The organism is Sphingopyxis sp. SE2, assembly GCF_032227185.1.
Taxonomy (GTDB): Bacteria; Pseudomonadota; Alphaproteobacteria; order Sphingomonadales; family Sphingomonadaceae; genus Sphingopyxis.
This window is the reverse complement of the sequence record NZ_JAPMXW010000001.1, coordinates 1,838,749-1,863,617: the sequence shown is the minus strand read 5'-3', so window position 1 is coordinate 1,863,617 and position 24,869 is coordinate 1,838,749. Positions and strand designations below refer to the sequence as shown.

The 24,869-nt window shown below is 65.6% G+C and carries 27 protein-coding genes and 1 pseudogene; 7 read left to right on the top strand and 21 right to left on the bottom strand.

All coding sequences use genetic code 11. The annotated features are described in order from the left end of the window. Positions 1-15 precede the first annotated feature (15 nt). Together ggt and OVY29_RS08925 are read left to right on the top strand one after the other, a co-directional pair. Positions 16-1,706: pseudogene (gene ggt, locus OVY29_RS08930) on the top strand (gamma-glutamyltransferase). Positions 1,707-1,770: 64 nt separating this feature from the next. Then, complete coding sequence (locus OVY29_RS08925; protein ID WP_037556507.1) at positions 1,771-3,600, top strand: AMP-dependent synthetase/ligase; 1,830 nt, start codon at positions 1,771-1,773, stop codon at positions 3,598-3,600. A gap of 98 nt (positions 3,601-3,698) precedes the next feature. Here OVY29_RS08925 and OVY29_RS08920 read toward each other — a convergent pair whose 3' ends face one another. The 11 genes from OVY29_RS08920 to OVY29_RS08870 form a co-directional block, all read right to left on the bottom strand. Then, on the bottom strand, positions 3,699-4,145 hold the full coding sequence (locus tag OVY29_RS08920) for a hypothetical protein (RefSeq protein WP_152567650.1): 447 nt from the start codon (positions 4,143-4,145) through the stop codon (positions 3,699-3,701). 64 nt (positions 4,146-4,209) lie between these two features. Continuing rightward, complete coding sequence (gene gloB / locus OVY29_RS08915; protein WP_037556508.1) at positions 4,210-4,938, bottom strand: hydroxyacylglutathione hydrolase; 729 nt, start codon at positions 4,936-4,938, stop codon at positions 4,210-4,212. Positions 4,939-5,006: 68 nt separating this feature from the next. After that, positions 5,007-5,411: a VOC family protein gene (locus tag OVY29_RS08910; protein WP_037556509.1), complete on the bottom strand. Its 405-nt coding sequence runs from the start codon at positions 5,409-5,411 to the stop codon at positions 5,007-5,009. A gap of 10 nt (positions 5,412-5,421) precedes the next feature. Further along, positions 5,422-5,859 (bottom strand): VOC family protein, encoded by a 438-nt coding sequence (locus tag OVY29_RS08905; protein WP_037556510.1) that lies wholly within the window; start codon positions 5,857-5,859, stop codon positions 5,422-5,424. A gap of 9 nt (positions 5,860-5,868) precedes the next feature. Then, positions 5,869-6,306, bottom strand: a complete 438-nt coding sequence (locus tag OVY29_RS08900; RefSeq protein ID WP_037556511.1) for an acyl-CoA thioesterase — start codon at positions 6,304-6,306, stop codon at positions 5,869-5,871. Positions 6,307-6,318: 12 nt separating this feature from the next. After that, positions 6,319-7,086: an alpha/beta fold hydrolase gene (locus OVY29_RS08895; protein WP_037556650.1), complete on the bottom strand. Its 768-nt coding sequence runs from the start codon at positions 7,084-7,086 to the stop codon at positions 6,319-6,321. Further along, positions 7,083-7,337 carry a DUF6356 family protein gene (locus tag OVY29_RS08890; RefSeq protein WP_037556512.1) on the bottom strand — a complete coding sequence of 85 codons (255 nt, stop codon included), beginning with the start codon at positions 7,335-7,337 and terminating at the stop codon, positions 7,083-7,085. The genes OVY29_RS08895 and OVY29_RS08890 overlap by 4 nt, the downstream gene beginning before the upstream one ends. A 72-nt stretch (positions 7,338-7,409) precedes the next feature. Next, positions 7,410-7,604, bottom strand: a complete 195-nt coding sequence (locus OVY29_RS08885) for a helix-turn-helix transcriptional regulator (RefSeq protein ID WP_037556651.1) — start codon at positions 7,602-7,604, stop codon at positions 7,410-7,412. Next, the gene (locus OVY29_RS08880; protein WP_037556513.1) at positions 7,601-8,014 is read right to left on the bottom strand and encodes a hypothetical protein; all 414 of its coding nucleotides are present in this window, start codon (positions 8,012-8,014) and stop codon (positions 7,601-7,603) included. Before OVY29_RS08880 ends, OVY29_RS08885 begins: the two co-directional genes overlap by 4 nt. A 3-nt stretch (positions 8,015-8,017) precedes the next feature. Further along, complete coding sequence (locus OVY29_RS08875; RefSeq protein WP_161786559.1) at positions 8,018-8,182, bottom strand: hypothetical protein; 165 nt, start codon at positions 8,180-8,182, stop codon at positions 8,018-8,020. A gap of 96 nt (positions 8,183-8,278) precedes the next feature. Further along, the gene (locus OVY29_RS08870) at positions 8,279-8,656 is read right to left on the bottom strand and encodes a VOC family protein (RefSeq protein WP_037556514.1); all 378 of its coding nucleotides are present in this window, start codon (positions 8,654-8,656) and stop codon (positions 8,279-8,281) included. Between the two features lie 291 nt (positions 8,657-8,947). Between OVY29_RS08870 and thrS the strand changes: the two genes are divergently transcribed. The 3 genes from thrS to OVY29_RS08855 are packed head-to-tail and all read left to right on the top strand — an operon-like array spanning position 8,948 to position 12,572. After that, positions 8,948-10,951 (top strand): threonine--tRNA ligase, encoded by a 2,004-nt coding sequence (gene thrS, locus OVY29_RS08865; RefSeq protein WP_037556652.1) that lies wholly within the window; start codon positions 8,948-8,950, stop codon positions 10,949-10,951. After that, positions 10,948-11,814, top strand: coding sequence for a metallophosphoesterase (locus OVY29_RS08860; protein WP_235211562.1), 867 nt, complete (start codon positions 10,948-10,950; stop codon positions 11,812-11,814). Before thrS ends, OVY29_RS08860 begins: the two co-directional genes overlap by 4 nt. Beyond that, on the top strand, positions 11,811-12,572 hold the full coding sequence (locus tag OVY29_RS08855; protein WP_037556515.1) for a sulfite exporter TauE/SafE family protein: 762 nt from the start codon (positions 11,811-11,813) through the stop codon (positions 12,570-12,572). The genes OVY29_RS08860 and OVY29_RS08855 overlap by 4 nt, the downstream gene beginning before the upstream one ends. Here OVY29_RS08855 and OVY29_RS08850 read toward each other — a convergent pair. Continuing rightward, entirely contained in the window at positions 12,569-15,070 is a 2,502-nt protein-coding gene (locus OVY29_RS08850; protein WP_037556516.1) for an ABC transporter permease, read from the bottom strand. The two genes, OVY29_RS08855 and OVY29_RS08850, sit on opposite strands and share 4 nt — an antisense overlap. A 157-nt stretch (positions 15,071-15,227) precedes the next feature. Then, positions 15,228-15,926 (bottom strand): ABC transporter ATP-binding protein, encoded by a 699-nt coding sequence (locus tag OVY29_RS08845; RefSeq protein WP_037556517.1) that lies wholly within the window; start codon positions 15,924-15,926, stop codon positions 15,228-15,230. Between the two features lie 17 nt (positions 15,927-15,943). Between OVY29_RS08845 and OVY29_RS08840 the strand changes: the two genes are divergently transcribed. Beyond that, entirely contained in the window at positions 15,944-16,657 is a 714-nt protein-coding gene (locus OVY29_RS08840; RefSeq protein ID WP_037556518.1) for an arylesterase, read from the top strand. A 150-nt stretch (positions 16,658-16,807) separates the two neighbouring features. Here the strand turns inward: OVY29_RS08840 and OVY29_RS08835 are convergent, their stop codons facing one another. From OVY29_RS08835 to OVY29_RS08820, 4 genes are all read right to left on the bottom strand, one after another. Continuing rightward, complete coding sequence (locus tag OVY29_RS08835) at positions 16,808-17,131, bottom strand: YnfA family protein (RefSeq protein WP_037556519.1); 324 nt, start codon at positions 17,129-17,131, stop codon at positions 16,808-16,810. Between the two features lie 87 nt (positions 17,132-17,218). Continuing rightward, positions 17,219-17,677 carry an outer membrane protein gene (locus OVY29_RS08830; RefSeq protein WP_037556520.1) on the bottom strand — a complete coding sequence of 153 codons (459 nt, stop codon included), beginning with the start codon at positions 17,675-17,677 and terminating at the stop codon, positions 17,219-17,221. A 224-nt stretch (positions 17,678-17,901) separates the two neighbouring features. After that, a complete protein-coding gene (gene rlmN / locus OVY29_RS08825) occupies positions 17,902-19,152 on the bottom strand; it encodes a 23S rRNA (adenine(2503)-C(2))-methyltransferase RlmN (protein WP_037556521.1) in 1,251 nt (416 codons plus the stop codon). Between the two features lie 184 nt (positions 19,153-19,336). Next, the gene (locus OVY29_RS08820; RefSeq protein WP_313911178.1) at positions 19,337-20,080 is read right to left on the bottom strand and encodes an SDR family oxidoreductase; all 744 of its coding nucleotides are present in this window, start codon (positions 20,078-20,080) and stop codon (positions 19,337-19,339) included. Positions 20,081-20,193: 113 nt separating this feature from the next. On the opposite strand from OVY29_RS08820, the gene OVY29_RS08815 reads away from it, so the two are divergent. Further along, positions 20,194-20,586, top strand: coding sequence for a winged helix-turn-helix transcriptional regulator (locus tag OVY29_RS08815; protein WP_037556523.1), 393 nt, complete (start codon positions 20,194-20,196; stop codon positions 20,584-20,586). A gap of 3 nt (positions 20,587-20,589) precedes the next feature. Here OVY29_RS08815 and OVY29_RS08810 read toward each other — a convergent pair whose 3' ends face one another. The 4 genes from OVY29_RS08810 to OVY29_RS08795 all read right to left on the bottom strand — a co-directional run bounded on the left by OVY29_RS08810 (position 20,590) and on the right by OVY29_RS08795 (position 24,777). Continuing rightward, complete coding sequence (locus OVY29_RS08810; RefSeq protein ID WP_037556524.1) at positions 20,590-21,024, bottom strand: PilZ domain-containing protein; 435 nt, start codon at positions 21,022-21,024, stop codon at positions 20,590-20,592. A 140-nt stretch (positions 21,025-21,164) separates the two neighbouring features. After that, positions 21,165-23,015 carry a gamma-glutamyltransferase family protein gene (locus OVY29_RS08805; RefSeq protein ID WP_037556525.1) on the bottom strand — a complete coding sequence of 617 codons (1,851 nt, stop codon included), beginning with the start codon at positions 23,013-23,015 and terminating at the stop codon, positions 21,165-21,167. Positions 23,016-23,176: 161 nt separating this feature from the next. Continuing rightward, positions 23,177-23,704 carry a hypothetical protein gene (locus OVY29_RS08800; RefSeq protein ID WP_037556526.1) on the bottom strand — a complete coding sequence of 176 codons (528 nt, stop codon included), beginning with the start codon at positions 23,702-23,704 and terminating at the stop codon, positions 23,177-23,179. Positions 23,705-23,949: 245 nt separating this feature from the next. Beyond that, positions 23,950-24,777: a glycine zipper 2TM domain-containing protein gene (locus OVY29_RS08795; protein WP_037556527.1), complete on the bottom strand. Its 828-nt coding sequence runs from the start codon at positions 24,775-24,777 to the stop codon at positions 23,950-23,952. Positions 24,778-24,869: the final 92 nt, after the last annotated feature.

Below are 24,869 nucleotides of genomic sequence, written 5' to 3'. Positions count from 1 at the left end.
GCCAATGTCGCGGCCATGTTGAAAAGATTCCTCCCGCTCGCCGCGGTCGTCACCTTCATCCTCCCGTCGCTCGCCGCCGCGCAGGGCGTAACCTCGTCGGCCGACCCGCGCGCGACCGAGGCGGGGCGCGAGATTTTGCACCAAGGCGGCACCGCAGCCGACGCAGCCGTTGCCATGGTCGCGGTGCTCACGCTGGTCGAACCGCAATCGAGCGGCATCGGCGGCGGCGGCTTCATGCTGCATCACAATGCGAAGGACGGCAGCATATCGACGATCGACGGCCGCGAAATGGCGCCGGCAGCGGCCAAGCCCGAACGCTTCCTCGGTCCCGACGGAAAAGCGCGCGGCTATATGGACGTCATTCCCGGCGGGCTGTCGGTCGGCGTGCCCGCAATATGCGGCTGATGGAAATGGCGCATAAGAAATGGGGCAAGCTCGAATGGAAAGCGCTGTTCGCGCCCGCGATCAAGCTCGCCGAAGAAGGCTTCATCGTCACCCCCGCGCTCAACAACTGGCTCGTCGAGTTCGAGCCGATGTGGAAGGATTTTCCCGACGCGCGCGCAATCTATTATGTGGACGGCAAGCCCGCACCGGTCGGTACGCGGATCAAGAATCCCGCCTATGCCGCAACCCTGCGCGCCATTGCCGCGCGCGGCCCCGACGCCTTTTATTCGGGCGGCAATGCCAGGGCGATTACCGACGCGGTGGCAAAGGCGCCGCGCAACGCGGCCGCGCTCACCGCGAAGGATCTCGCGGCCTATACGGCAAAGGAACGCCCGGCCGTCTGCACCAGCTATCGCGTCTACAAGGTCTGCGGCATGGGCCCGCCCTCGTCGGGCGCGACGACCGTTTTCGGCATTCTCGGCATGATCGAGGGCTGGGACATGAAGGCGATGGGCAAGGACAATCCGATGAGTTGGCATTTGCTCGCCGAGGCGATGCAGCTCTCCTACGCCGACCGCGCCGCCTATCTCGGCGATGCGGATTTCGTCGACGTTCCGGTTAAAGGCCTGCTCGACAAGAGCTATCTGGCCGAACGCCGCCAGCTCATTTCGCCCTATCGCGCCGCGGGCCGCTACGAACCCGGCACGCCGCCCGGCGCCAAGCCGCGCGCTGCCGCGCCCGCGATCCCCGAACAGGGCACGACGCATTTCGTCACCGTCGACGCGGCGGGTAATGTCGTCTCGATGACCTCGACCATCGAAAGCATCTTCGGCAGCCAGCTGATCGCGGGCGGCTATTTCCTCAACAACGAGCTCACCGATTTCGACCTCGCCCCGACGCAGGACGGCGTGCCGACCGCGAACCGCGTGCAGGCGGGCAAGCGCCCGCTGTCGTCGATGTCGCCGACGATCGTTTACGGCCCCGACGGCAAGGTCGTGCTCGCGGTCGGTTCGGCGGGGGGCAAGCGCATCATCATGCACGTGACCAAGGTGCTGGTCGGGGTGCTCGATTGGGGGCTCGATGCGAAATCGGCGATGGAACTGCCCAATCTTTTCTTCGGCAAGGCCGGTGTGCTGATCGAGAATAATGAAGCGGGGCAGGCGATCGCCGCGAAGATGAAACCGTTCGGTTACAGCTTCACTGCCACCGGGCTCGGGTCGAAACTCAATGCCGTCGAACGCACCGCGGAGGGTTATCGGGGCGCCGCCGATCCGCGCGGTCCCGGCAGCTCTTCGATCGACGGCGCGCCGGCACAAAATTAGGGTCTGGGCCCTTACCCCAACGAAAACAGAACAGACGCAATGAATCTCCCTGGAGAGAGGCAGAATGAAGCTTGAAAATCCCCATCTCGACCATTTTCCGAGCCTGGTCGCGATGTTCTTCGACCGCGCGGGGCGTGGTGGCGAAGATCCCTTCCTGTGGCGCAAGGCCGATCGCGCGTGGCAGCCGCTGAGCTGGCGGCAGGTCGCCAATCAAGTGGCGGCACTCGCGCACAATCTGCGCGAACTCGGTCTGAAGGAAGGCGACCGGGTGGTGCTGGTCAGCGAGAACCGGCCCGAATGGTGCATCGCCGACCTTGGCATCATGGCAGCGGGCTGCATCACCGTGCCGACCTATACGACCAACACCGAACGCGATCATCAGCATATTCTCGACAACAGCGGCGCGAAGGCGGTGATCGTGTCGACCGCGAAGCTCGCGCGCACATTGATGCCCGCGGTCATGCGGTCCGAGGCGCATATCGTCATCACGATGGAGAGCCTGCGCGTCGGTCAGCAGGGCGAGGTTTCGGTCCACGACTGGGCGCCGCTCGTCGAAGGCGGCGAGACTTATGTCGAGGAAACCAAAGCGCGCGGGCTCGGCGTCAAGCGCGAGGACATCGCCTGCCTGATCTACACCAGCGGCACCGGCGGCGCGCCGCGCGGGGTGATGCAGCATCACGGCGCGATCCTGCACAATGCGGCGGGCGCCGCCGAAGTGCTGGTCAATGATTTCGGGATCGGCGACGAAGAGGTGTTCCTGTCGTTCCTGCCCCTCAGCCATGCTTATGAGCATTCGGGCGGCCAGTTTCTGCCGATCATGGTCGGAGCGCAAATCTATTACAGCGAAGGCCTCGAAAAGCTTGTCTCCAACATCGAGGAGACGCGCCCGACGATCATGGTCGTCGTGCCCCGGCTGTTCGAGGTGATCCGCGCGCGGATGATCAAGGCGGTCGAAAAACAGGGCAAGCTTGCGAACTGGATGCTGAACCAGGCGCTGCGCGTGGGCGAGAAGGATTATGAGCGGCGGATGGGCGTGTTCGACCGGCCGGTCGACCTGATTCTCGACAAATTGTTCCGGCCCAAGATCGGCAAGCGTTTCGGCGGCCGGATGAAGGCGCTGGTGTCGGGCGGTGCGCCGCTCAACCCCGAAATCGGGGTCTTCTTTCATTCGATCGGGCTGACCTTGCTCCAGGGCTATGGCCAGACCGAGGCGGGGCCGGTGATCAGCTGCAACCGCCCGAGCGCCGGGATCAAGATGGACACCGTCGGTCCGCCGTTGATGAACACCGAAGTGCGCATTGCCGACGATGGCGAGATTTGCGTGCGCGGCGAACTGGTGATGAAGGGCTATTGGCGCAACGACGCCGAGACCGAGCGCGTGCTGATCGCCGATGCCAGCGATCCCGAAGCCGGGCCGTGGCTTCACACCGGCGACATCGGCCATATCGACGACAAGGGCCGCATCGTCATCACCGACCGCAAGAAGGACCTGATCGTCAACGACAAGGGCGACAATGTCTCGCCGCAGCGGGTGGAAGGCATGCTGACGCTCCAGCCCGAAATCCTGCAGGCGATGGTCTATGGCGACAAGCGCCCGCACCTCGTCGGCATCCTCGTCCCCGATCCCGAATGGATGGCCGAATGGGCGGAGGCGGAGGGCCTGCCCAAGGATCTGAAGCTGCTGCGCGAGCATGAGAAATTCCGCACCGCGATCCGCACCGCGGTCGACCGCGTCAACGGCCAGCTCTCGGTGATCGAGAAGGTGCGCAAGTTCGACTTCGCCGACGAAGCCTTCGCGATCGAGAATGAGCAGATGACGCCGTCGATGAAAATCCGGCGCCACGTCCTGAAGCAGGTTTATGCGGACAAGATCGCGGCGCTGTACAAGGCATAGAGCCGCTCCCCTTCAGGGGGAGCTTGAGCAGGTGCAGGCGGGGGTGCGACCCGAAGAGCTCGGCGCAAACCGGGCCCCGCCTGCGACTGAACCTGGGTTCAGCCTTTGTCCCCCTCCGGTTTGCGATAGGGGACGAATTCGCCAAACACACATGTCGGCCCGCGAATGCCGCTCGACCGGTCGACCAGATGGAAGAAATCGCCTTCGCAGGTCGATGATCCGAATTGGCGTACCACCATGATGTCGCTGTCGCGCGCGAGGCCCGGGCAGCTGCTTTTGAGATCGTTACGATACACGAGGTTGCCGCCCGAGCGATAGAGCAGGATATTGTCCGACACGCGGATCGTTTCGTTGGTGCGATAGCTTGGCAGGCATCGCATGGGCTTACCCGGAATTTTGCCGGCAAGCTGCTTGTCGAGCCGCTCGGCCTGTTTGGGCGTGAGCGCCGCGGCGCCCGGCTCGCCCGATCCCGCGGGCGCGCAGCTGGCGACCAGCGGCATGGCCGCGGTCAACAGCGCGGCAGCCATCGGGTTCAGCTTCGCCATGAAATTGCTCCTTGAGATCGGCCAATATGGCCGTTGCAGATGAATGGGTGCTGAAGCGGCGGCATCAGGCGGCATCCTTCAGCGCGCGGATCCGCCCGAGTTCGGCAGCGTCGGACGCGCGGAAAAAGGGGTTGGTCGCGCGCTCTTCGCCGATGCTGGTCGGCACCGTCGCCTCGCCGACCGCGCGCGCGGCTTCGACCGCCGCCAGCCGCGCCGCGAGGGCGTCGTTGCCGGGATCGACCGTCACCGCGAAGCGCGCGTTCGACAGCGTATATTCGTGGGCGCAATAAACGCGGGTCGCATCGTCGAGCGTGCCGAGCTTCTGCATATTGGCGAACATTTGCTCGGCCGTGCCTTCGAACAGCCGGCCGCAGCCCATCGCGAACATCGTGTCGCCGACGAAGATCGCGGCGTCTTCGGCGAAGTGATAGGCGATGTGACCCGCCGTGTGCGCGGGCACGTCCCAGACGTCGGCGACATGGTCGCCGAGCTTGACTTTGTCGCCGCCCTTCACCTGCACATCGAGCGTCGGGATGCGCGCATATTCCGCCGCGGGGCCGGTGATCGTGCAACCGGTGGCTTCCTTGATCGCGGCGTTGCCGCCGGTGTGATCGGGGTGCCAGTGGGTGTTCCAGATGTCGGTTATGGTCCAGCCGCGCGCCGCCGCGGCTTCCAGCACGGGCTCGGCGACGGCGGGATCGACGACCATCGTCGCCGCGCTGGCGGGATCATGGACCAGCCAGACATAATTGTCGCTGAGGACGGGAATTCGGACGATGTCCAGCGCAGCCATTTCATCTCCTTTCCAGCGTCTCGCTCTTTCAAGACGGAGCGGGCGCCAGCGGGCCTTGGTTCTCCTGCTCAGGTCAGAAGGGCGTCATAGCCCCGCTCGTTGAACGCGATCAGGCAGAATCCGTTGCCGAACGGATCGGCGAACATCGCCTGTCTGCCATAGGGCAGGTCCAATGTCTCGCCCTCCTGCACCGCGCCGGCGGCGAGGGCTTTCGCGATCGCTTCATCGAGATTTTCGACTGAAAAATCGGGATGCACCGGCGTCCAGTGCCGGTTGTAACGGCGAAAATCGCCGCCGCCGGGGCCGATCGCCGTTCCGGCGGGCTTTCGGATCAGATAGATGGGGATTTCGCATCCCGTCAGCTCGACGATGTCGTCGTCGAACCGGCGGGAGGCGGACAGGCCGAGGGCCGCGGTGTAGAAATGCTCGGCGGCGGCGAGGTCGGGCACGTCGATGTTGATCAACAGGCCCATCGCGCGGTGCTTACCAGCTGCCCGTGTTGGGCATCGACGCCCAGGGCTCGGCGGGCTCGAGATATCCTTCCTGCAAAAGCTCGACCGAAATGCCGTCGGGCGAGCGCACGAAGGCCATATGGCCATCGCGCGGCGGGCGGTTGATCGTCACCCCGGCGTCCATCAGGCGCTGGCACGTCGCATAGATGTCGTCGACCCGATAGGCGAGGTGGCCGAAATTGCGCCCGCCCGTATAGTCTTCGGGGGCGCTGCCGTCGGCGGGCGGCCAGTTATAGGTCAGTTCGACCTCGGCGACATCGCGCTGGCCGGGGGCGGCGAGGAAGATCAGCGTGTAGCGGCCCTTCTCGTCATCGAAGCGGCGTGTTTCCTCGAGCCCGATCAGCTTGAAGAAATCGACTGTGGCGTCGGGATCCGACACGCGGATCATCGTATGAAGATATTTGGTCATGGCGCGTATTTAGGCGCGAAGGGGCCGCGCTTCAAACGCTTCGAACAGGAATAGGAATTCGTCCGGTACCGGCGCCGGCGCGCCCTGCGCCTCGGCGACATGGACGTTGACGAGCTGTCCGGTGGCGCGCAGGTCGTCCTTGCCCGCGCCGTGCAGTTCGAACAGAAAGGTCATCGAGCTTTTGCCGACGCGCGACGCGCGCACGCAGATGTCGATCTCTTCGTCGAGCAGGATCGGCACCTTGTAATCGACCTCGGCGCGCGCGACGTGGAATTCGGGGCTGCTGTGGTCGGGCCAGCGGTCATAGACGCCCGCGGCGCGCCAATATTCGGTGATGCCAATGTCGAAATATTCGAGATAGCGGCTATTGAACACGACGCGCTGCGCGTCGATCTCGGCATAGCGGACGCGCTTGGTGACGTGGAACCGGAAGTCGCTGCGGGCCATGGGAGTCCTTTTCTAGATTTGCGTGGCGAGCCGCGCGACCGTGTCGATCAGCAGCGCGATATCGGTATCGCGCGACAGGCGGTGATCGCCGCCCTTGACGAGCGTGACCTGCACATTCGCGCTCGCGAGCGCTTTCGACAGGCGCAGGCTGATTTCGGGCGGAACGTCACCGTCCTCCTGCCCGTGGAGCAGGCGCACGGGGCAGGTCAGCGGGATTTCGGCGTCGAGCAGGCGGTTGGCTTCGCCCGACTGGAAAAAGCCGCGCGTCGTCACATAGGGCTGGTCGCTGTACGGCGTTTCCTCGACCAAGGCGCCCTCGGCGAGGATGATTGCCTTTTCTTCCGACGTGAAGCCCCAGTCGGTGAAATCGGGCGCCGCCGCGATCCCGACAAGCCCCGCGACGCGCGCCGACCCGTCGCGCTGGACCAGCGCGAGCGCGGTGAGCAGCATCAGCCAGCCGCCCATCGACGATCCGACGATGACGACTGGGCCTTCGGCCTTCGCGTCGATCATGTCGAGCACATCGCCGCGCCAATCGAGGAGCGTCTGGTCGGCGAACAATCCGTCCGAAAGCCCGCATCCGGCATAATCGAGCAGCAGACAGGCGTGGCCTTCGGCAACCGCCCAGTCGAAAAGTGCGGTCGCCTTGCCCCCCGCCATGTCGGACATATAGCCGGGCAGGAAGACGATCGCGGGACCGGCGCCCGGCGTATGGCGATAGGCGAGCCGCGGGCGGCCCGAGCGTTCGAGATATTCGGGAACGGCGTCCACCGCGATCAGATGACCCAGTCGATCGTGCTCATCTGCATCACGGCCTGCCCCTTGGCGCGCCGCTTTTCGACCATGATGTGGTTGAGCCGCTGGATCGTGTCGCTGCCCGTGGTGATGCACCAGCCGGGGACGACCGCATGGACCAGCGCGCAGAGGCCGCCCCAGATCATCGTCACCCCGAATTTCGATGCGACGCCGAAATGTTCGATGTAATTTTCATCGACGCTCTTCGGATGGTCGACGAACAGGCGCTTGAACATGGCGGCGGGCTCCTTTCCGGCTGCCGCCGCCGTAGCGGGCGGGGAGGCGGCCTGCAAGGCTCGCCGGCGCGATTATCGCTCTCGCAGGAAAATCGCTTCGATCGGCAGGCCGAACAGGTCGGCGATCCGGAAGGCGAGGGGGAGCGACGGATCATATTTGCCCGTTTCGATCGCATTGACCGACTGGCGCGACACCTCCAGCCTTTCGGCAAGATCCTGCTGGCTCCAGTCGCGCTCGGCGCGCAGGACTTTCAGGCGGTTCTTCACGCGCAAGGTCCGGCGTCGCCGATGGTCAGCCTGTTGACGAGCGACCCGGCCGCCAGCCCCAGGCACCAGACCGGGAAGACAAAGAAAAGCGGCACCTTCGGCACATCGGTGAACAATTCCAATATGCCCCAGCCGCTTGCCAGCGCCAGCGTGAGCCCGGTCGCCACCAGAATCTTGCGGATCTCGAGCATCCGCACATATTCGTCGGTGAGCTCGGCCAGATAGCGCGCCATCGCCCAGATGAAGCCCGATGTCGCGAGCGCGGGAACCAGCGCCACCGCGACGGTTAGGGGAGTCGCCGCGGCGTCATCGGGAATGATCCAGCTCGCGAGCATCACCGCCGCGATATAGGCGATCGAAATCGGGATCATGCGGCCGACGTAACGCCGCTGTGCGGGGTTGGTCGCCATCGCTCAACCCCTCCGGCATGCCGCGCGCGGCATGGTCGCGATCATCGCGATCGGCACGGCAAGGACCAACGCGCTGCCGAGCGGCCCCGGGATGAGGCCGGCGATCCAGGCGAGCGCAACGGCGAAGCTGGGAATGGCCCAGAGCAGGGCACGGAATATTGGCGGCATCGGTCAAGCTCCCTTGTTAATAGGTAAAGGAACATTGACATGATGCGACATGAATAGTCAAGCTTCATTTACATAGTGACAAGGATGCTTGTTGGGTCAGCCGATCAGCTCGCTCGGCCAGCCGACGCGCACCAGTGTCTCGTCGGGGTCGGACAGCGCGAATTCATACATGCCCCACGGCTTGTGCGTCGGCGCCTTTTCGCGCTCGATGATGCGGTCGCCGACACGTTCGGCGAGTTCCGCGACGCGTTCGGTGTAGAGGTAGAGGCCGAAGGGATTCTGGTCGCGCTCGGGCCATGTTGGACCGGATTCGTTCGTCAGGTGCAATTGCCAGCCCTTGCCGTCGGCGAGCAGGCGATAAGTGCCATGGTCGCTCACGACTTTCAGCCCCAGCATTTCGTAGAATGCGGTGCTGGCGTCGAGGTCGCTGCAGGGGAGAATGGCGGCGATGCTGTGCGTCGGTGCGTCGGACATGATGGAACTCCCGGAAGGCCGAAGGCCAGCATAGGTTTCCGGCGGGTGATGACAAAGGCTTTCGCGCCGCCTATGTGGACGGCATGACGCGGACGCCGATCACGACCCGGACCACCACTACCCCCGCATGCCGGGGGCGGTCGGCCGCGGCCTGAACGCGCGCCGGCTGCCACCCGGGTTCGGGTGGCGCGGCGTCCTTCCACCCGAATTTTCGAAAGCTGGACGCGGCCTCTTCCGGTGCGCGCCGCCTTGTGCCATGGCGCGGACCAAAGCGATGAAAGACGGATTTCGATGAGTGAGATGCTGAAAATCAGCCTTCCCGATGGCTCGGTGCGTGAAATGCCCGCGGGTTCGACCCCGGCCGACGTCGCGGCGGCGATCGGTCCCGGCCTCGCCAAGGCCGCGATCGCGGCGCGCGTCAATGGCGAGCTTCGCGACATCATGCGTCCGTTCGAAGGCGATACCGACCTCGCGCTGGTCACCAGCCGCGACGAGGCCGACGCGCTCGAACTCGCACGCCACGACTATGCGCATGTGCTGGCGGAGGCGGTGCAGAAGCTGTTTCCCGGCACGCAGATCACCTTCGGCCCGTCGACGAACGACGGCTTCTATTACGACTTCGCGCCGGCCGCCGAGCATGGCCCGTTTCGCGACGAGGAGCTGCCGTTGATCGAGGAGGAGATGCGCAAGATCATCGCCGCCGATCTTCCCCTCACGCGCGAAGTCTGGGAGCGCGACAAGCTCATCGCCAAATGGCAGGCCGATGGCGAGACGTTCAAGGCCGAATGGGCCGCCGAATTGCCGCAGGGTGAAGAGTTGACGGTCTATCGCTCGGGCGACGGCTGGATGGACATGTGCCGCGGGCCGCATCTGGCTTCGACGGGCAAGCTCGATCCCGCGGCGTTCAAGCTGACGCGCGTCTCGGGTGCCTATTGGCGCGGGGACCAGAAGAATGCGCAGTTGTCGCGCATCTACGGTACCGGTTGGCTTAACAAGAAGCAGCTCGCCGAGCATCTCGTCCGCCTCGAAGAAGCCGCCAAGCGCGACCATCGCAAGATCGGGCGCGAGATGGACCTCTTCCACCTGCAGGAAGAGGCGCATGGCAGCGTCTTCTGGCACCCCAAGGGCTATCGCATCTATCGGGAGCTCGAAGCCTATATGCGCCGCGCGATCGACGGCTCGGGCTATCAGGAGGTCAAGACGCCGCAGGTGATGGACGCCAAGCAGTGGGAACAATCCGGCCACTGGGGCAAATATCGCGAGAATATGTTCGTCATCCCCGACGAAATCCCGAACATCGAGGACGAGGGCCCGATCGTTTCCGACGATGCCGAGTGGATGGCATTGAAGCCGATGAACTGCCCGGCGCACGTCCTGATCTTTCGTCAGGGCATGAAGTCGTATCGCGATCTGCCGCTGCGCATGGCCGAAATGGGCTGCTGCCACCGCAACGAGCCGCACGGCGCGCTGCACGGCATCATGCGCGTGCGCCAGTTCACGCAGGACGACGGTCATATCTTCTGCCGTGAAGACCAGATCGTCGAGGAAGTGCGCGCCTTTTGCGAATTGCTCGACCGCGTCTATCGCCAGCTGGGGTTCGAGAAATATGCGGTGAAGCTCGCGCTGCGCCCCGAAAAGCGGTTCGGCAGCGACGATATGTGGGACAAGGCCGAGGCCGAGCTTCGCGAAGCCGTCGCGCGCGCGGGCATGGCGAACGAGGATTATGGCTGGGAAGAATTGCCGGGCGAGGGCGCTTTCTACGCTCCCAAGCTCGAATTCCACCTGACCGACGCGATCGGCCGGACGTGGCAGTGCGGGACGATCCAGTCCGACCGCGTGATGCCCGAGCGCCTCGACGCGAGCTATATCGGCGAGGATGGCGAGCGCCACCGCCCGGTGATGCTGCATCGCGCGATCCTCGGCACCTATGAGCGCTTCATCGGCATTTTGATCGAGCATTTCGCAGGGCGCTTCCCGACCTGGCTCGCGCCGGTGCAGGCGGTCGTCGCGACGATCGTTTCGGACGCCGACGATTATGCGAAGGACGCGGTGGCAGAGCTCACCGCGGCGGGTATCCGCGCCGACAGCGACCTTCGTAACGAGAAGATCAACTATAAGGTGCGCGAACACAGCCTTGCGAAAGTCCCCTATCTGCTCGTCGTCGGCAAGCGCGAGGCCGAAGAGGGAACGGTCGCGATCCGTACGCTCGGCCAGGACGGCCAGCGCATCATGCCGCTCGCCGACGCGATCGCGATGCTGAAGGGCGAAGCGACCCCGCCCGATCTGCGCGATTGAGCGGGAAGGAGAAGCGTCGTCCGCGCCGCTGGCTGCGCTGGCTCCTGTTGCTGGGGCTCGCCGGCGCGGGGCTTCTCGCCAAGGGCTATTGGAACGCAACGCGCGATCCGGTGATCCGCACCGCGACGGTGGAAGTGGCAGGTCTGCCCATGGGACAGCCCGCTCTCAAATTACTCCTGCTGTCGGACATCCACGTGGCGGGACCCGATATGCCGCCCGAACGGCTCCTCCGGATCGTGGCCGACCTCAACCGCCTGAAGCCCGACCTCGTGTTGATCGCGGGCGATCTCGTCAGCGAAAAGCGCAGCGCGTCGCATGTCTACTCGCCGGCCGAGGTCGTGGCGCCGCTCGGCGAACTGAAGGCGCCTCTCGGCGTCGTCGTCGCACCGGGCAATCATGATCACTGGTTCCGGCCCGACGCGCTCCGCGGCGAGCTCGAAAAGCGCGGCATCCGGGTGCTGCAGAATGAAGCGGTAAAGCTCGGCCCGCTCATCGTCGGCGGGGTCGACGACGATTATTCGGGGCACGACGATGTTCCCGCGACGCTCGCCGCGATGGACCGTCTCGGTGCGGATGTGCCGCTGCTGCTCACGCACAGCCCCGACATCGTGCCCGACGTGCCGCGGCCGGTGGCGGCGGTATTTGCGGGTCATACGCACTGCGGCCAGATCCGCTTCCCCTTCATCGGCGCGCTGACCTATGTCTCGCGCTACGGCGACCGCTTTGCATGCGGTGACATAAGCGACGGTGGACAGCGCGTCTTCGTCGGGGCGGGGCTCGGGACCAGCCTCTTGCCGCTTCGTTACCTCACCCCGCCCGACGCGTGGTTGATCACGCTGAAACCGAAAGATCCGCGCTCATGATCGATACCCCGCATCTTTTCGGCTTCGCGCCGCTGACGCTCGTCGGCGCGGCGGCGATGACCTTTGGGGCCGCCTATGTGCGCGGGCTGACCGGGTTCGGCATGGCGATCATCCTCGTGCCGCTGCTCGGCATTCTGATCCCGCCGGGCGAGGCGGTGGTGATGGGGATATTGTTGCAGCTGCTGATCGGCCCCGTTGGGATCGGGCATATCATCGCCGACGCCGACCGCGAGACGGCGCTTCCGATCGGGCTCGCAGCGATGGCGACGACGCCGGTCGGCATGTATGTGCTCGACCTGACCCCTGCCGACATCGCGCGCCTGCTGATCACGCTCGCGGCGGTCGCGGCCTTTGTCGCCGTGCTGCTGCCGAAAAAGCCCGAAGGCCACCGCCCCGGACGGCTTGCCGTTGCGGGGACGGGGATCACGTCGGGTATCCTCACGGGCTTTGCCGCGATGCCGGGGCCGCCGGTCGTGCCCTTTTACCTGCGCCGCCGTATCGATCCGAAAGTGGCGCGCGCGTCGATGCTGATGATCTTTTTCATGACCGCGATCGCGGGGACGCTCGCGTCGCTGTGGCTCGGCATCGCGACCTGGCGGCTGTTCCTGATGGCGGTGTTGCTGTTCGTGCCGATGTGGCTCGGCAATTATGTCGGCGCGCGCCATTTCGGCCGCGTCCCGCCGCATATCTGGCAGGCGATGGTCGCGGTCGTGCTCGGCGTCGCGGCGGTGTCGGCGGTAGTGCGCCTGTTGAACTAGAGACTGCGCAGCGCCTGCGCGGGCTTGGCCGAGAGCAAGGGCCAACTGCCCGCGATGCCGATCAGAAAGGACAGACCCGCGCCGCCGAGCAAGGTCAGCCCGACGATCAGCGGATCGGGGGCGAAGTCGAACTCGAAGAGCTGCGTCACGACATACCAGGCGCCCGCGAGGCCGAGCCCCAATGCCAGCACCGCGAGAATAGCCGCCAGCACCGCATATTCCATGCCCTGCGCGCCCAGTACCTGGCCGCGCGTCGCGCCGAGCAGCTTCAGAATGACGCTGTCGTAGACGCGCCGCTCGCGGCTCGCGGCGATCGCGCCGATCAGCACCGCTATCCCCGCAAGAATCGCGATGCTCGCGGCGGCGGCGATCGCCTGGCTCATCTGGGTGAGCAGGGTGGTGACCTGGCTCACGACATCGCGCACCGCGATCAGCGACGCCGAGGGGAAGGCGCGCGGGATGCTGCGCGACAGCTCGGTTTCGGCTTCGGGGCCTACCGCCACCGTCGCGACCATATTGTGCGGCGCGGCGTCGAAGGTGCCGGGCGAGAAGACGAGGACGTAGTTGAGCCCGAAATTGTCCCAGTTGACGGTGCGGAAGGAGGCGACCTTCGCCTGCACCTCGACCCCCAGCACATTGACAGAGAGCGTGTCGCCGAGCCCCAGCCCGAGCGAGGTCGCGACCTCCTGCTCGACGCTGACCAGCGGCGGGCCCCTGTAATCGGCCGCCCACCATGCGCCGCCAACGAGCTCGCTGCCGTTCGGCAGGACCGGGCTATAGGTTAGCCCGCGGTCGCCGCGCAGCACCCACGCGCCCTCGGGCAGTTCGGCAAGCTCGTCGACGCGCTGGCCGCGAAATTCGGTGACGCTGCCGCGCAGCGCCGGGATCATGTTGATTTCGGCCTTGGCGTCGGCGCCGGTCACGAGCGTGCGAAAGCGCGCGGCGTCGCTGCGCGGCACGTCGAGAACGAAGAAGCTCGGCGCGCGCTGCGGCACGGTCGAGCGGATTTCGGCGGTGATGCTCGTCTGGATCGCCGCGAGCGTCACGAACAGGGTGAGGCCGAGCCCGAGTGCGACGACAAGCGCGCCGGTCGCGGCGCCGGGACGGTGCAGGTTGGCGAGCGCAAGGCGGAAGAGCGGGCGTTTCGGGCGCGGCAGGCGGCTCGCGGTACGGCGCACGAGCCAGCCGAGCCCGACGAGGATGAGGAGCAGGCCGATCGCTGCGCCGACGAATCCGAGCGCGAACAAGGGCTCGCGCGCGGTGCCGACCGCGAGCGCGATGATTGCGGCGAGCGCGGCCGCGACCGCGATCACCGTGCGCCGGTCGATCCGCGCCGCGCCGCTCACCGTCGCGCGATATAGGCCCGCGGCGGGGACGTGACGTGTCGCGGCGAGCGGGGGCAGGGCGAAGGCGATTGCGATGAGCAGACCGTAGGCGGCGCTGACGCCAAGCGGCAGCGGATAGATCGCGACGCCGGGTTTGACGGGCAGCACATCGCCCGCAATCGCGCCGATGATCGCGGGCGCGAGCGCGCCGACGATCAGCCCCGCCGCGATCGACACCGCCGCGACCGCGAGGATCTGCAGGCCATAGATGCGCGCGACGGTGCCGCTGTCGGCGCCGAGCACCTTCAAAGTCGCGAGGCCCGGGCGTTTGCCCGCGAGATAGCTCGCGACCCCGTTACCGACGCCGATCCCGGCAATGACGAGCGCCGCGAGGCCGACGAGCGACAGGAATTGTCCCATGCGCTCGATGAAGCGCCGCGTGCCGGGCGCGCCGTTGCTGCTGTCGGTGATGTCCCACCCCGCGTCGGGGAATTCGGCGGTGAGCGCTTTGCCGACGGCTTCGGGGTTCGCGCTGTCGGGCAAGCGGACGCGATATTTGCTCTCGTAAAGGCTTCCCGGCTGGATCAGCTGCGTCGCGGGCAGGTCGGAAAGCCCGATGATCGCGACCGGACCGAGCGTGAAACCTTCGCCTAGCCGGTCGGGTTCTTCGGCGATGATGCCGTCGATAAGGAACGCTTTTTCGCCGAACTTTACGCGCTCGCCCACCTTGAGATCGAGCCGCGAAGCGAGGTCCTTGCCGATCCAGATTCTGCCCGGAGGCGGCGGGCCTTGGCGTGCGCCGCTTTCGAGCCGCATCGTACCGTAGAGCGGATAGGCGCTATCGACGGCCTTCAACTCGGAGAGCAGCGCCTCGCCATCGGGATCGTTCGCCATCGCGCGCAGGCGGACGGTGGCCGAGGGGGTGCCGACGCGGCGGAAGCCCGCCATTTCTTCGGCGCTCGCTTCGCGTTGCGGCAGGCTGAATTCGATGTCGCCGCCGAGGATGGTCTGTCCGCGCACTTCGAGTTCGGAGGTGATACCGCGCGTCAGGCTGCCGATCGCCGCGAGCGTCGCGACGCCGAGGAAGAGGCAGACCGCGAGGAGGCGGAGGCCGCGAATCCGGGCCGCAAGGTCGCGCCGCGCGATCCGCCAGAGCGTGGCGAGGGGGAGCATCAACCAATCCTCCCTGTGGCGTAGCCATGGGGAGGGGGACGGTCTGCGAAACAGATGGTGGAGGGGCCCCGACGGCAGCGCCATAGCCCCTCCGTCAGCGGCTGCGCCGCTGCCACCTCCCCATGGCTGCGCCACAGGGAGGATGATTCGGCCACGCTCACGCCCGCTCCTCGATCCGACCGTCGTGCATCACGACGACGCGGTCGCAATGTTCGGCGAGTTCGGGGTCGTGTGTGATGATCAGCAACGTCGCACCGAGCGCGGCGCGGCGCGCGAAGATCAGCTCGATGATCGCGTGTCCCGTCGCGGTGTCGAGATTGCCCGTCGGCTCGTCAGCAAAGATGATCGCGGGCGAGCTTGCCATCGCGCGCGCGATCGCAACGCGCTGTTGCTCGCCGCCCGAAAGCTGCGCGGGATAATGGGTGAGACGGTGGCCGAGGCCGACGGCTTCGAGTTCGGCAGCGGCGCGGCCGAACGGATCGGACAGCCCAGCGAGTTCGAGCGGCACCGCGACATTTTCGAGCGCGGTCATCGTCGGGAGCAGGTGGAAGGCCTGCAAGACGATGCCGATGCGGCCGCGCCTTGCGCGCGCGAGATCGTCTTCATCCATCGCCGCAAAGTCGAGCCCCGCGACATGAATGCTGCCGCCATTGGCGCGCTCAAGACCCGCGAGGACCGCCATCAGCGAGCTTTTGCCCGATCCCGAGGGGCCGAGCAGCGCGACCGACGTCCCCGCCGCAACCTCGAGGTCGACTCCGCGCAAAATTTCGACGGGGGCCTTGTCGCTCCCCAAAGTCAGCGTCACATTATGGGCGGCGATCGCCAGATCGGGCGATTGTCGTGGGGTGTCGGGCAAGGAGAGGACCCTTTGGAATGAAAACGGCCGGATGGCGTTCTGCCTTGATATATGGTTGCGTGATTGCGCTTTGCCAACCGCTCGCGGCGTGCGGGTCGGCGGAGGCGCCACCAGCATCGACGAACGACAAGGGCGCGGCGAAAGCGGCGCCCGCAATCCCGCCCGACGCCCCGCTCGTGATCGCTTTCGGCGACAGCCTTTACGCCGGCTATCAGCTTGGTCCGAAGGAAGGGCTCGCGCCGCAATTGCAGGCCGCGCTTGCCGATGACGGCGTCGTCGCGCGCGTCCAGAATGCCGGGGTTTCGGGCGACACGACCGCGGCGGGGCGCCAGCGGCTGACCTATGTGCTCGACAATGCCAAGGCGAAGCCCGCGCTCGTGCTGCTCGGGCTCGGCGGTAACGACATGCTGCGCGGCATCGGCCCCGACCAGACGCGCGCCAATCTCGACGCGATGCTCGCCGAGCTTCAGAAACGCGACATCCCCGTGCTGCTCACCGGCATGATGGCGGCGCCGAACCTCGGCAGCGATTATGCGGGGAAGTTCAATCCCATCTATCCCGAGCTCGCGTCGAAATATGATGTGAGCTTCTATCCCTTCATCCTCGATAATGTGGTGACCGACAAGGCGCTGATGCTCGGCGACAATCTCCATCCCAATGCCAGGGGGGTGAAAGTGGTGGCCGAGGGGCTGGCGCCGCTGGTCGAACAGGCGCTGCCGGAGGCCGGATAAAGGTATCCTCCCTGTCGCGTAGCGATGGGGAGGGGGACCGCTCATCGCAGATGAGTGGTGGAGGGGCCGTGACGTTGCGCTAAAGCCCCTCCGCCAGCGGCTGCGCCGCTGCCACCTCCCCATGCCTACGGCACAGGGAGGATTGAGGACTCAACCGCCCCGCGGCCCGAACAATATGATCGCCGCACCGCCAAGGCACACGGCGGCGCCGATCAGGTCCCAGCGATCGGGCTTCGCGCCCTCGACCGCCCACAGCCACAGCAGCGCCGAGACGATATAGACGCCGCCATAAGCGGCGTAGGTGCGCCCGGCATGCTCGGCATCGACGAGCGTGAGCAGCCAGGCGAACAGCGCGAGCGATGCCACCCCGGGCACGACCCACCACACCGACTTGTCCAGCCGCAGCCACGCCCAGAAGGCGAAGCAGCCCGCGATTTCCGCGAGCGCCGCGCCGATATATGCGAATGCCGTCATCGCCGCACCGTGGCCGGAGCGTGGGCAAAAGAAAAGGGGCGACCCGATGGGCCGCCCCTCTCTTTTCGTTTCGCTGGTCCGAAAGGATCAGAAAGCAAAGCCGAGGCCGACGACGAAGGTGTCGAAGTCGCCGAAGTTGTCGATGAACTGGTGACGATATTCGCCCTTGGCATAGACATTCTGGGTCAGCTTATGCTGGTAGCCGGCGCCGACATAGGGATCGTCGACGTCGCCGAAGGTGTAACCGCCGGTGGCATAAAGCTTGCCGCTGGCGCCGATCTTGGCACCAACGCGGCCGCCAGCCGAAAACTGGACGTTCGCGCCGTCGACGAGAACCTTGTCGCCCGCGATTTCGGCGCCGACGAAGGTCGAGCTGCCGAGGTCGAAATCATAACCGGCGGCGAGACCGAGCGTGCCTTCGTCCTGGCCATTGCCGGTGATCAGACCGCCGCGCACTTCGGCGCGAGCTTCGCCGCCTTCGGCCGCCATGGCGGGGGTTGCAACGATGGCCGTCAGGAGAGCGGCTGCAACTGCGAACTTCTTCATGTTGTTTTCCTTCTTTCAAATCCGGCTGCGCCCTTTGGGTCGCGGCCGGCTCTTAAATGGCGTTCGCGGCTGTCGCTTCAATGAATGGATCGTTCAGAATATGACAATTTTCTTACCTGTGTTATTTTTACCACACGGTATGGAATGGCTATGCGAAATCATACCCGCGGAACCACGGATTTCTGGCGATTTTTAAAAGGAAGAAGTCGGCGCGCGAAGGGCGATCAGCCGAGCGCGGCCTGTTTTTCCTCGGCGATGCGGTCGAGTTCGGCGCGCGTCGGCTTGGTCGCCGCGCTTTTCAGCTGTCCGCACGCCGCCATGATGTCGCGCCCGCGCGGGGTGCGCACCGGCGCCGAAATGCCGGCCTTGAAAATCAGGTTGCTGAACGCGCGTACCCGCTCGGGCGTCGAACATTCATAGGGCGCGCCGGGCCAAGGATTGAACGGGATCAGATTGACCTTCGCCGGCAGATTATATTGCTTGATCAGCCGCACGAGCTCGCGGGCATCCGCGTCGCTGTCGTTCTTGTCCTTGAGCATCACATATTCGAAGGTGATGCGCCGCGCATTGTTCGCGCCGGGATAGTCGGCGCAGGCCTGCAACAGCTCCTCGATGCCATATTTGCGGTTAAGCGGCACGATCTCGTCGCGGATTTCCTTGTTCACCGCGTGGAGCGAGACCGCGAGATTGACCCCGATCTCGTCGCCCGCGCGCGCCATCATCGGCACGACGCCGCTGGTCGACAAAGTGATCCGCCGCTTCGACAGCGCGAGCCCGTCGCCGTCCATCACGATCTTGAGCGCGCCCTTGACCTCGTCGAAATTATAAAGCGGCTCGCCCATGCCCATCATCACGATGTTGGTGAGCATGCGGCCGTCGGCGGTATAGTGGCCAGCGGCATCCTCGTCGGCATCGTCATCTTCGGGATCGGCGCCGAACCCCGCCATCGTGCCTTTGGGCCACTCGCCGAGCGCGTCGCGTGCGAGCAGGACCTGCCCGACGATCTCGCCCGCGCCGAGGTTGCGGACGAGGCGCATCGTGCCGGTGTGGCAGAAACGGCAATTGAGCGTGCAGCCGACCTGGCTCGACACGCACAGCGTACCCCGATCGGCGTCGGGGATGAAGACCATTTCATATTCCTGGCCGTCGGCGGCGGCGAGCAGCCATTTGCGCGTGCCGTCGCTCGACACCTGCGCCTCGCGCACCGTCGGGCGCCCGATGATGAAGCGGTCGGTCAGCCAGGGACGCATCGTTTTGGCGATGTCGGTCATCGCCTCGAAATCGGTGACGCCGCGGTGATAGATCCAGTGCCAGATCTGCTTGGCGCGCAGCTTCGCCGCTTTCGCGTCCAGTCCGGCCTCGACGAGCACGCCGCCGATCGCGTCCCGGGTCAGCCCGACGAGGTCGATGCGGTTGCCGCCGCGCAGCGGGACGGTGCCCGTCGTGACGGGGTCGATATGGCCGGGAATCTGCATGATGCGCGGCCATATAGTGGGAGAGGGCGAAAAGCGCAATTGGGCGCGGTTATCCTCCCTGTCGCGAAGCGATGGGGAGGGGGACCATCCGCAGGATGGTGGAGGGGCGATAGGCACCAGCCTCTCCGTCAGCGGCTGCGCCGCTGCCACCTCGCCATGTCTGCGGCACAGGGAGGATCAAAGATTACAGCGACTTCAGCATCGCCAGCACCTGCGGCACGGTGCCGTTCGCCTCGGCATTGCGCAGCGGCAGCACGTTCTGCACCAGAACCTCTTCTGGCGTCGGTTGCTGCGCGAACAGCGCCATGACCTCGTCGGCGAAATCATCGAGCGGCATATAGCCCTCGCGCGTCGACTGGCCGGGGGTCAGGTCGGTGCGCACCGCGGGCGGCGCGAGTTCGATCACCTCGACCTTGCCTTCGAGCTGGATGCGGAGCGCGACCGAATAGCTGTGCATCGCCGCCTTGGTTGCCGAATAGGTCGGTGCCTTGGGGAAGGGGACGAAGGCGAGCCCCGAGGTGACGTTGACGATCGCGCTGTCGGCCTGCGCCGCGAGATGATCGACGAGCGCGTCGATCAGCCGGATCGGGCCGAGGATGTTGGTCACGACCGTCGTCTCGGCGTGCGTCAGGTCGCGCTTCGCGCTCGCATCCTCGGCGCTCATGATGCCGGCGTTGTTGACGAGGATGTTGAGGTCGGGGTGCTTGGCGACGATCTCTTTTGCAAAGGCCGCGATGGCGTCGGCATCGGTGACGTCGAGCGACATTGCCGACATGTTCGGGCGTCCGGCGATCGCCGCGTCGAGTTTGGCGGCGTTGCGGCCGGTGACGATGACCTTGTTGCCCGCGTCGTGCCAGCGCTGCGCGAGCGCGAGGCCGATGCCCGAGCCGCCGCCGGTGACGAGGATGGTGTTGCCGCTGGTCTTCATGGCGCTTCTCCTTTGGGGGTGGTGAGAGGCCTAGATATTCCTATACTCTCCAAAGGAAAGTAGGCACCCGAAGGTGCGATAGTTACCAAAAAGAGAGAGTTGGATTTTCAGCCATGCCTGCCGCCGAAAAAATTTCATACGATCCGCATGCGCCGGTCGATCCGCGTGTCGAGACGCTCGTCAACGAACTCATCGGCCGAGTCGCCGACAAATGGACTCTCCTCGTCCTCGAGGAACTGGAAGATCATGGAACCTGCCGCTTCACCGAATTGGCGCGGCTCGTTCCGGGGATCAGCCAGAAGATGCTGACGCAGACTTTGCGGGCGATGGAGCGTGACGGTCTGCTGGTGCGCACGGTCCACCCGGTGGTCCCGCCCAAGGTCGAATATTGCCTTACCGATCTCGGTCACAGTCTGGGTGAAGCCTTTTGCGGCGTCTGGATCTGGGCCGAAACCAATCTCGACCGGATCGAAAGGGCGCGATCGGCCTTCGACGCGCGCGGGTAGGCCTTACCGTTTGCGTCCGAATTGCCCCGGCAGGCCGGTGGCGCGGGTGAGGCCGGGGCGCCAGGTATCGACGCGCGGCGGGGGGATGATCTGGAACTCGGCCATGCTGTCGGCGGCGGCGATCTGGTCGGTGTGCGCGGCGCGCAGCCGCATGGTTTCGATCTCGCGGTCGGTCTGGATGCCGAAGCGCGTGCCCGCGACCCAGCGCACCGTCCCCAACATCGGTTCGTGGCCGGGCAGGAACAGCGTCATACGCTCGCCGATCTGCAGGATATGGGGTCCCTGTCCGCCGACGCCCGTCAACGAGACATTGCGCAGCGTGACGTCGAACCGGCCGAGCCGCTGACAGGCGAGCGCCGCCTTGACCAGACGCGACTGCCGCGGTTGGCGCTTTTCCTCCGGGTTTGATGAGGCAGGGGAGGCCTCGGGATTCGACATGCGCGACTCAGTATTTGCCGCCCGATTCCCACCTCGGACGGTTATCTATTTGGTCCCGGACACGAGTCCTAAACAGGGAAGGTAAATTTTCGTATAGCGTGTTTGATAATTGTGCGGAATTATCCGGCCGTCGGCGCGCCTCAATAGGCCAGCGCACACCCGTCGGCACGCATCTCGCTCGCTGCGGCATAGACACGCGTGTCGCCATCCATGCGATGCTCGACGCATTGATAGCGACCGAATCCGCCATCGGGTTCGCCGATCGTCCAGCCAATATCGGCCAGCTTCCGGCGGCTCGCCTCGGGCACCCCGCTTTCGAGCCGCAACATGCCGTTCGGGTCGAGATCCGGCGAATCCTCGCCCATCGTTTCGGACGATCCCTCATGGTGCCAGCGCGGCGAGTCGCCGGCCGACTGGATTTCGAGCCCGTAATCGACGCGGTTGATGACGATCTGCGCCTGCCCCTGCGGCTGCATGTCGCCGCCCATCACGCCGAAGCTCATCCACGGCACCTGCCCACGCGCTGCGAAGCCCGGGATGATCGTCTGGAACGGCCGCTTGCCGGGCGCATAGATGTTCGGATGCCCGTCCTGCAGACTGAACAATTGCCCGCGATCCTGGAACATGAAGCCGAGACCGTCGGCGACCAGCCCCGACCCCATGCCGCGGAAGTTCGACTGGATCATCGACACCATCATCCCGTCCTGGTCGGCGCAGCTGAAATAGGTGGTGTCGCCGCGGCTTGGCGCCTGTCCCGGATGGACGGGGGTGAGCAGGCGGTCGGGGCGGATCAGCTTGGCGCGCTCGGCCGCATATTCCTTCGAGATCAGCCATTCGACCGGCACGTTCGAAAAGTGCGGATCGGCGTAGTAACGCGCGCGGTCCTCATAGGCGAGACGCTTCGCCTCGGCCTGCAGGTGGATCGACAGCGCCGACTGGAAGCCCGCGCCTTTCAGGTCGAAATGCTCGAGGATGTTGAGCATCTGCAAGGTCGCGATCCCCTGCGTGTTCGCGCCGAGGGCATAAACGTCGGTGCCGCGATAGCCCGTTTTGTGCGGCTCGATCCATTCGGACTTGTGCGCGGCGAGATCCTCGTAGCGCAGCCAGCCGCCGATCCGCTTGAAATAGGCGTCGATGGTGCGCGCGATTTCGCCCTCGTAAAAGGCGTCGCGGCCGCCTTCGGCGATCAGGCGGAAGGTGCGCGCAAGGTCGGGGTTGCGGAAAACCTGTCCCGCAGCCGGGCCTTTGCCGTCGTTCAGGCCATAGGTGCGGATCGCATTGTCGACTTCTTCGATTCCGCGGCCGGGCTGGCGGAAGCCGGCGAGGCTGCGGCGGATATAATATGCGATCATGTCGGGGACCGGCGCCCCCGCCTCGGCATGCGCGATGACGGGCTCGAACAGCTCCTTCCACGGCAGCTTGCCGTAACGCTGGTGCATCGTCCACCAGCCGTCGACCGTCCCCGGCACCGACACGCTGATCGCGCCATAGGCGGGCAGGGTGCCGCCCTTGGCGCGGCTGCGCACCGTCGCGAGGTCGAGCCCGCGGGGGCTCTTGCCCGATCCCGCGAGACCGGCGAGCTTCTTCGTCTTCGGGTCCCAGATCATCGCATAGACATCGCCGCCGATGCCGTTCGCGGTCGGCTCGAGCAGGCCAAGGCACGCGTTGATCGCAATCGCCGCATCGACCGCCGAGCCGCCACGCTTCAAAATGTCGATCCCCGCCTGTGTCGCGAGCGGATGCGCGGTTCCCGCCGCGCCGCTGAGCCCATAAGCTGCGGTGCGCGACGCGAAGCTGGCGCCGACGGGGCGGTCGCCGCTTTGGACGTCGGGTCGCACGAAGCGGTCGGCACCGGCGTCCCAGACCGGCGGCATCGAAGCATTCGCCTTGGGGGCGGCGGGCGCCGTCTTAGGCTTCGTGCCCTCGGCGAGGCCGGCCGTCGGCAATAGCGCAGCGGCGGGAACGGCGGCGAGGAGTGTGCGGCGACGCATGGGCTCGGGATCCCCCTGAGGAAAAACCCGATTTTTGCGGGATATGCCCGCGATGGCAAGGCCGGAATCGCTATCCGATACGGTAAAGCGGGCGTCGGGCGTAGCAAAAGGCCCGCCGCGTGCGGAGCACGGGCGGGCCGGAAGGCGATAGGTTCGGAGGCTTAACGCAGACCTGAAAAGTCGATGTCCCGCACGCGGCCGTAGCGAACGTCGCAGCTGAACTTGCCGCGGTCATAATAGCCGCCACGGCCCCAGCGGCCGCCGTAACCGTCGCGCACGACGACGCGGCCCTTGACCCGATAGCCGTCGCGCTTGCGGTCGATGTCGGTCACCTCGGTGACGTCGGTGCGGCCATAGCGGCGGCTGCCGCGTTCGACGGCGTTAACGCACTGGCGGATCGCGCTGCGGCTGTTGCCATAGCGGTTGTAATTATAGCCATAGCCGTAGCGCGGATCGTCATAGCGATAGCGATCGTCATATCGGTCGTAGCGATCATAGCGGTCGTTGTCGCCGCTCGACAGGATCGCCGCGAGGCCGCCGAGGACGACGGCGCCGGCGATGATTTCGCCCGCGCTGATCCCGTCGCGGTCATAGCGGTCGCGCGCCGCGGCGGGGGCGGCGCTCATCAGCATCGCGCCGGCGGTGGCCGCACCAATTGCGGCTCTGGTCAGGTTGGTCTTGATAGCCATGGTTCGGTCTCCTCAAACAACGCAGGCGGCATGGGGCAGCCTGTTGAGGATGGTTTAGCGGACCCGCCGTGACGCGGTGCTGAACCCGGCGCTTATCTGGCGTTCAGCCTTGGTTTTGCTGGCGTTCATCTAACGCGCCCTTGCGCGGAGGCGGCAAAGCGCGGGGCCAAAGGAAAGGCCCGCCATCCGGTGGATGACGGGCCTTGAGACCAGATAATAGGTGACCAGACCTATCTCATGACACTTCAGCAGACGCAGCGCGGCACCGGCTTGCGTTTCGGTTTCCATTTTTTCTTCGCGACATAGCGTTTCCGCACCGGCACATTTTCATAATAGGTGCGCGTCGAGGTCTCGACCGTCTCGGTCACGACCGGCGCGCCGTTGATGATCGTCGTGACGACAACGCCCGGCGTATAATAGCCGTAGCCATAGCCGTAACCGCCGTGATGGTAGGTGGTTAAATAGCCGCCGGGATAATAACCGCCTTGATAATAGCCACCCTGATAGCGGGCGCTGCGGCTCGACCACCATTGTTCGCATTTCTTCCGGTCCGCGGCGCTGCCGATCGCCGACCCGGCGAGCGCGCCGACCCCGGCGCCGATCAGCGTGCCCGCGGTGCGGTCGCCGCGGCCGGCAATGCGGTTGCCGGCGATACCCCCCACGAGCCCGCCGACAACCGCGCCGCCCACTGTGCCCCCCCGGCCACAGCGGCGTTCCATTTCCGCTTCGTAACGCGGGTCATACCCGCCACTATAATATGGATCATAAGCGGGCGGCGGCGGATAGCCGGCGCCATGGCCTTCGATCGTGCCCTCGTAGCGCCCTTCGTAGACGCGTCCGTCGGGCGCTTCATAGGTGCCGTCCCACGTGCCGCTCCAGCGGCCCTCGGCATCATAGGTGCCGTTCACGGTGCGATAGTCGACCTCGCTCGGCACGCGGTCGGGATAGCCGGTGTAGACGCGCGTATCGGGATCGGCGGGAACGCCATAGTCGAGTGCGGGCTGTTCGGCGCGGGCATGACCCGCCAGCAACAGCGACCCCGCGGCCAATCCCAACAACACGAACGTGCGCATGACTTGCTCCCTGTTCCCTCGGCCCGAACCGATTGGTTAACAGCTTGTTAGCAAAAATGGCGTGTGTTCGCGATTCCGTTAACCGTGAAGTT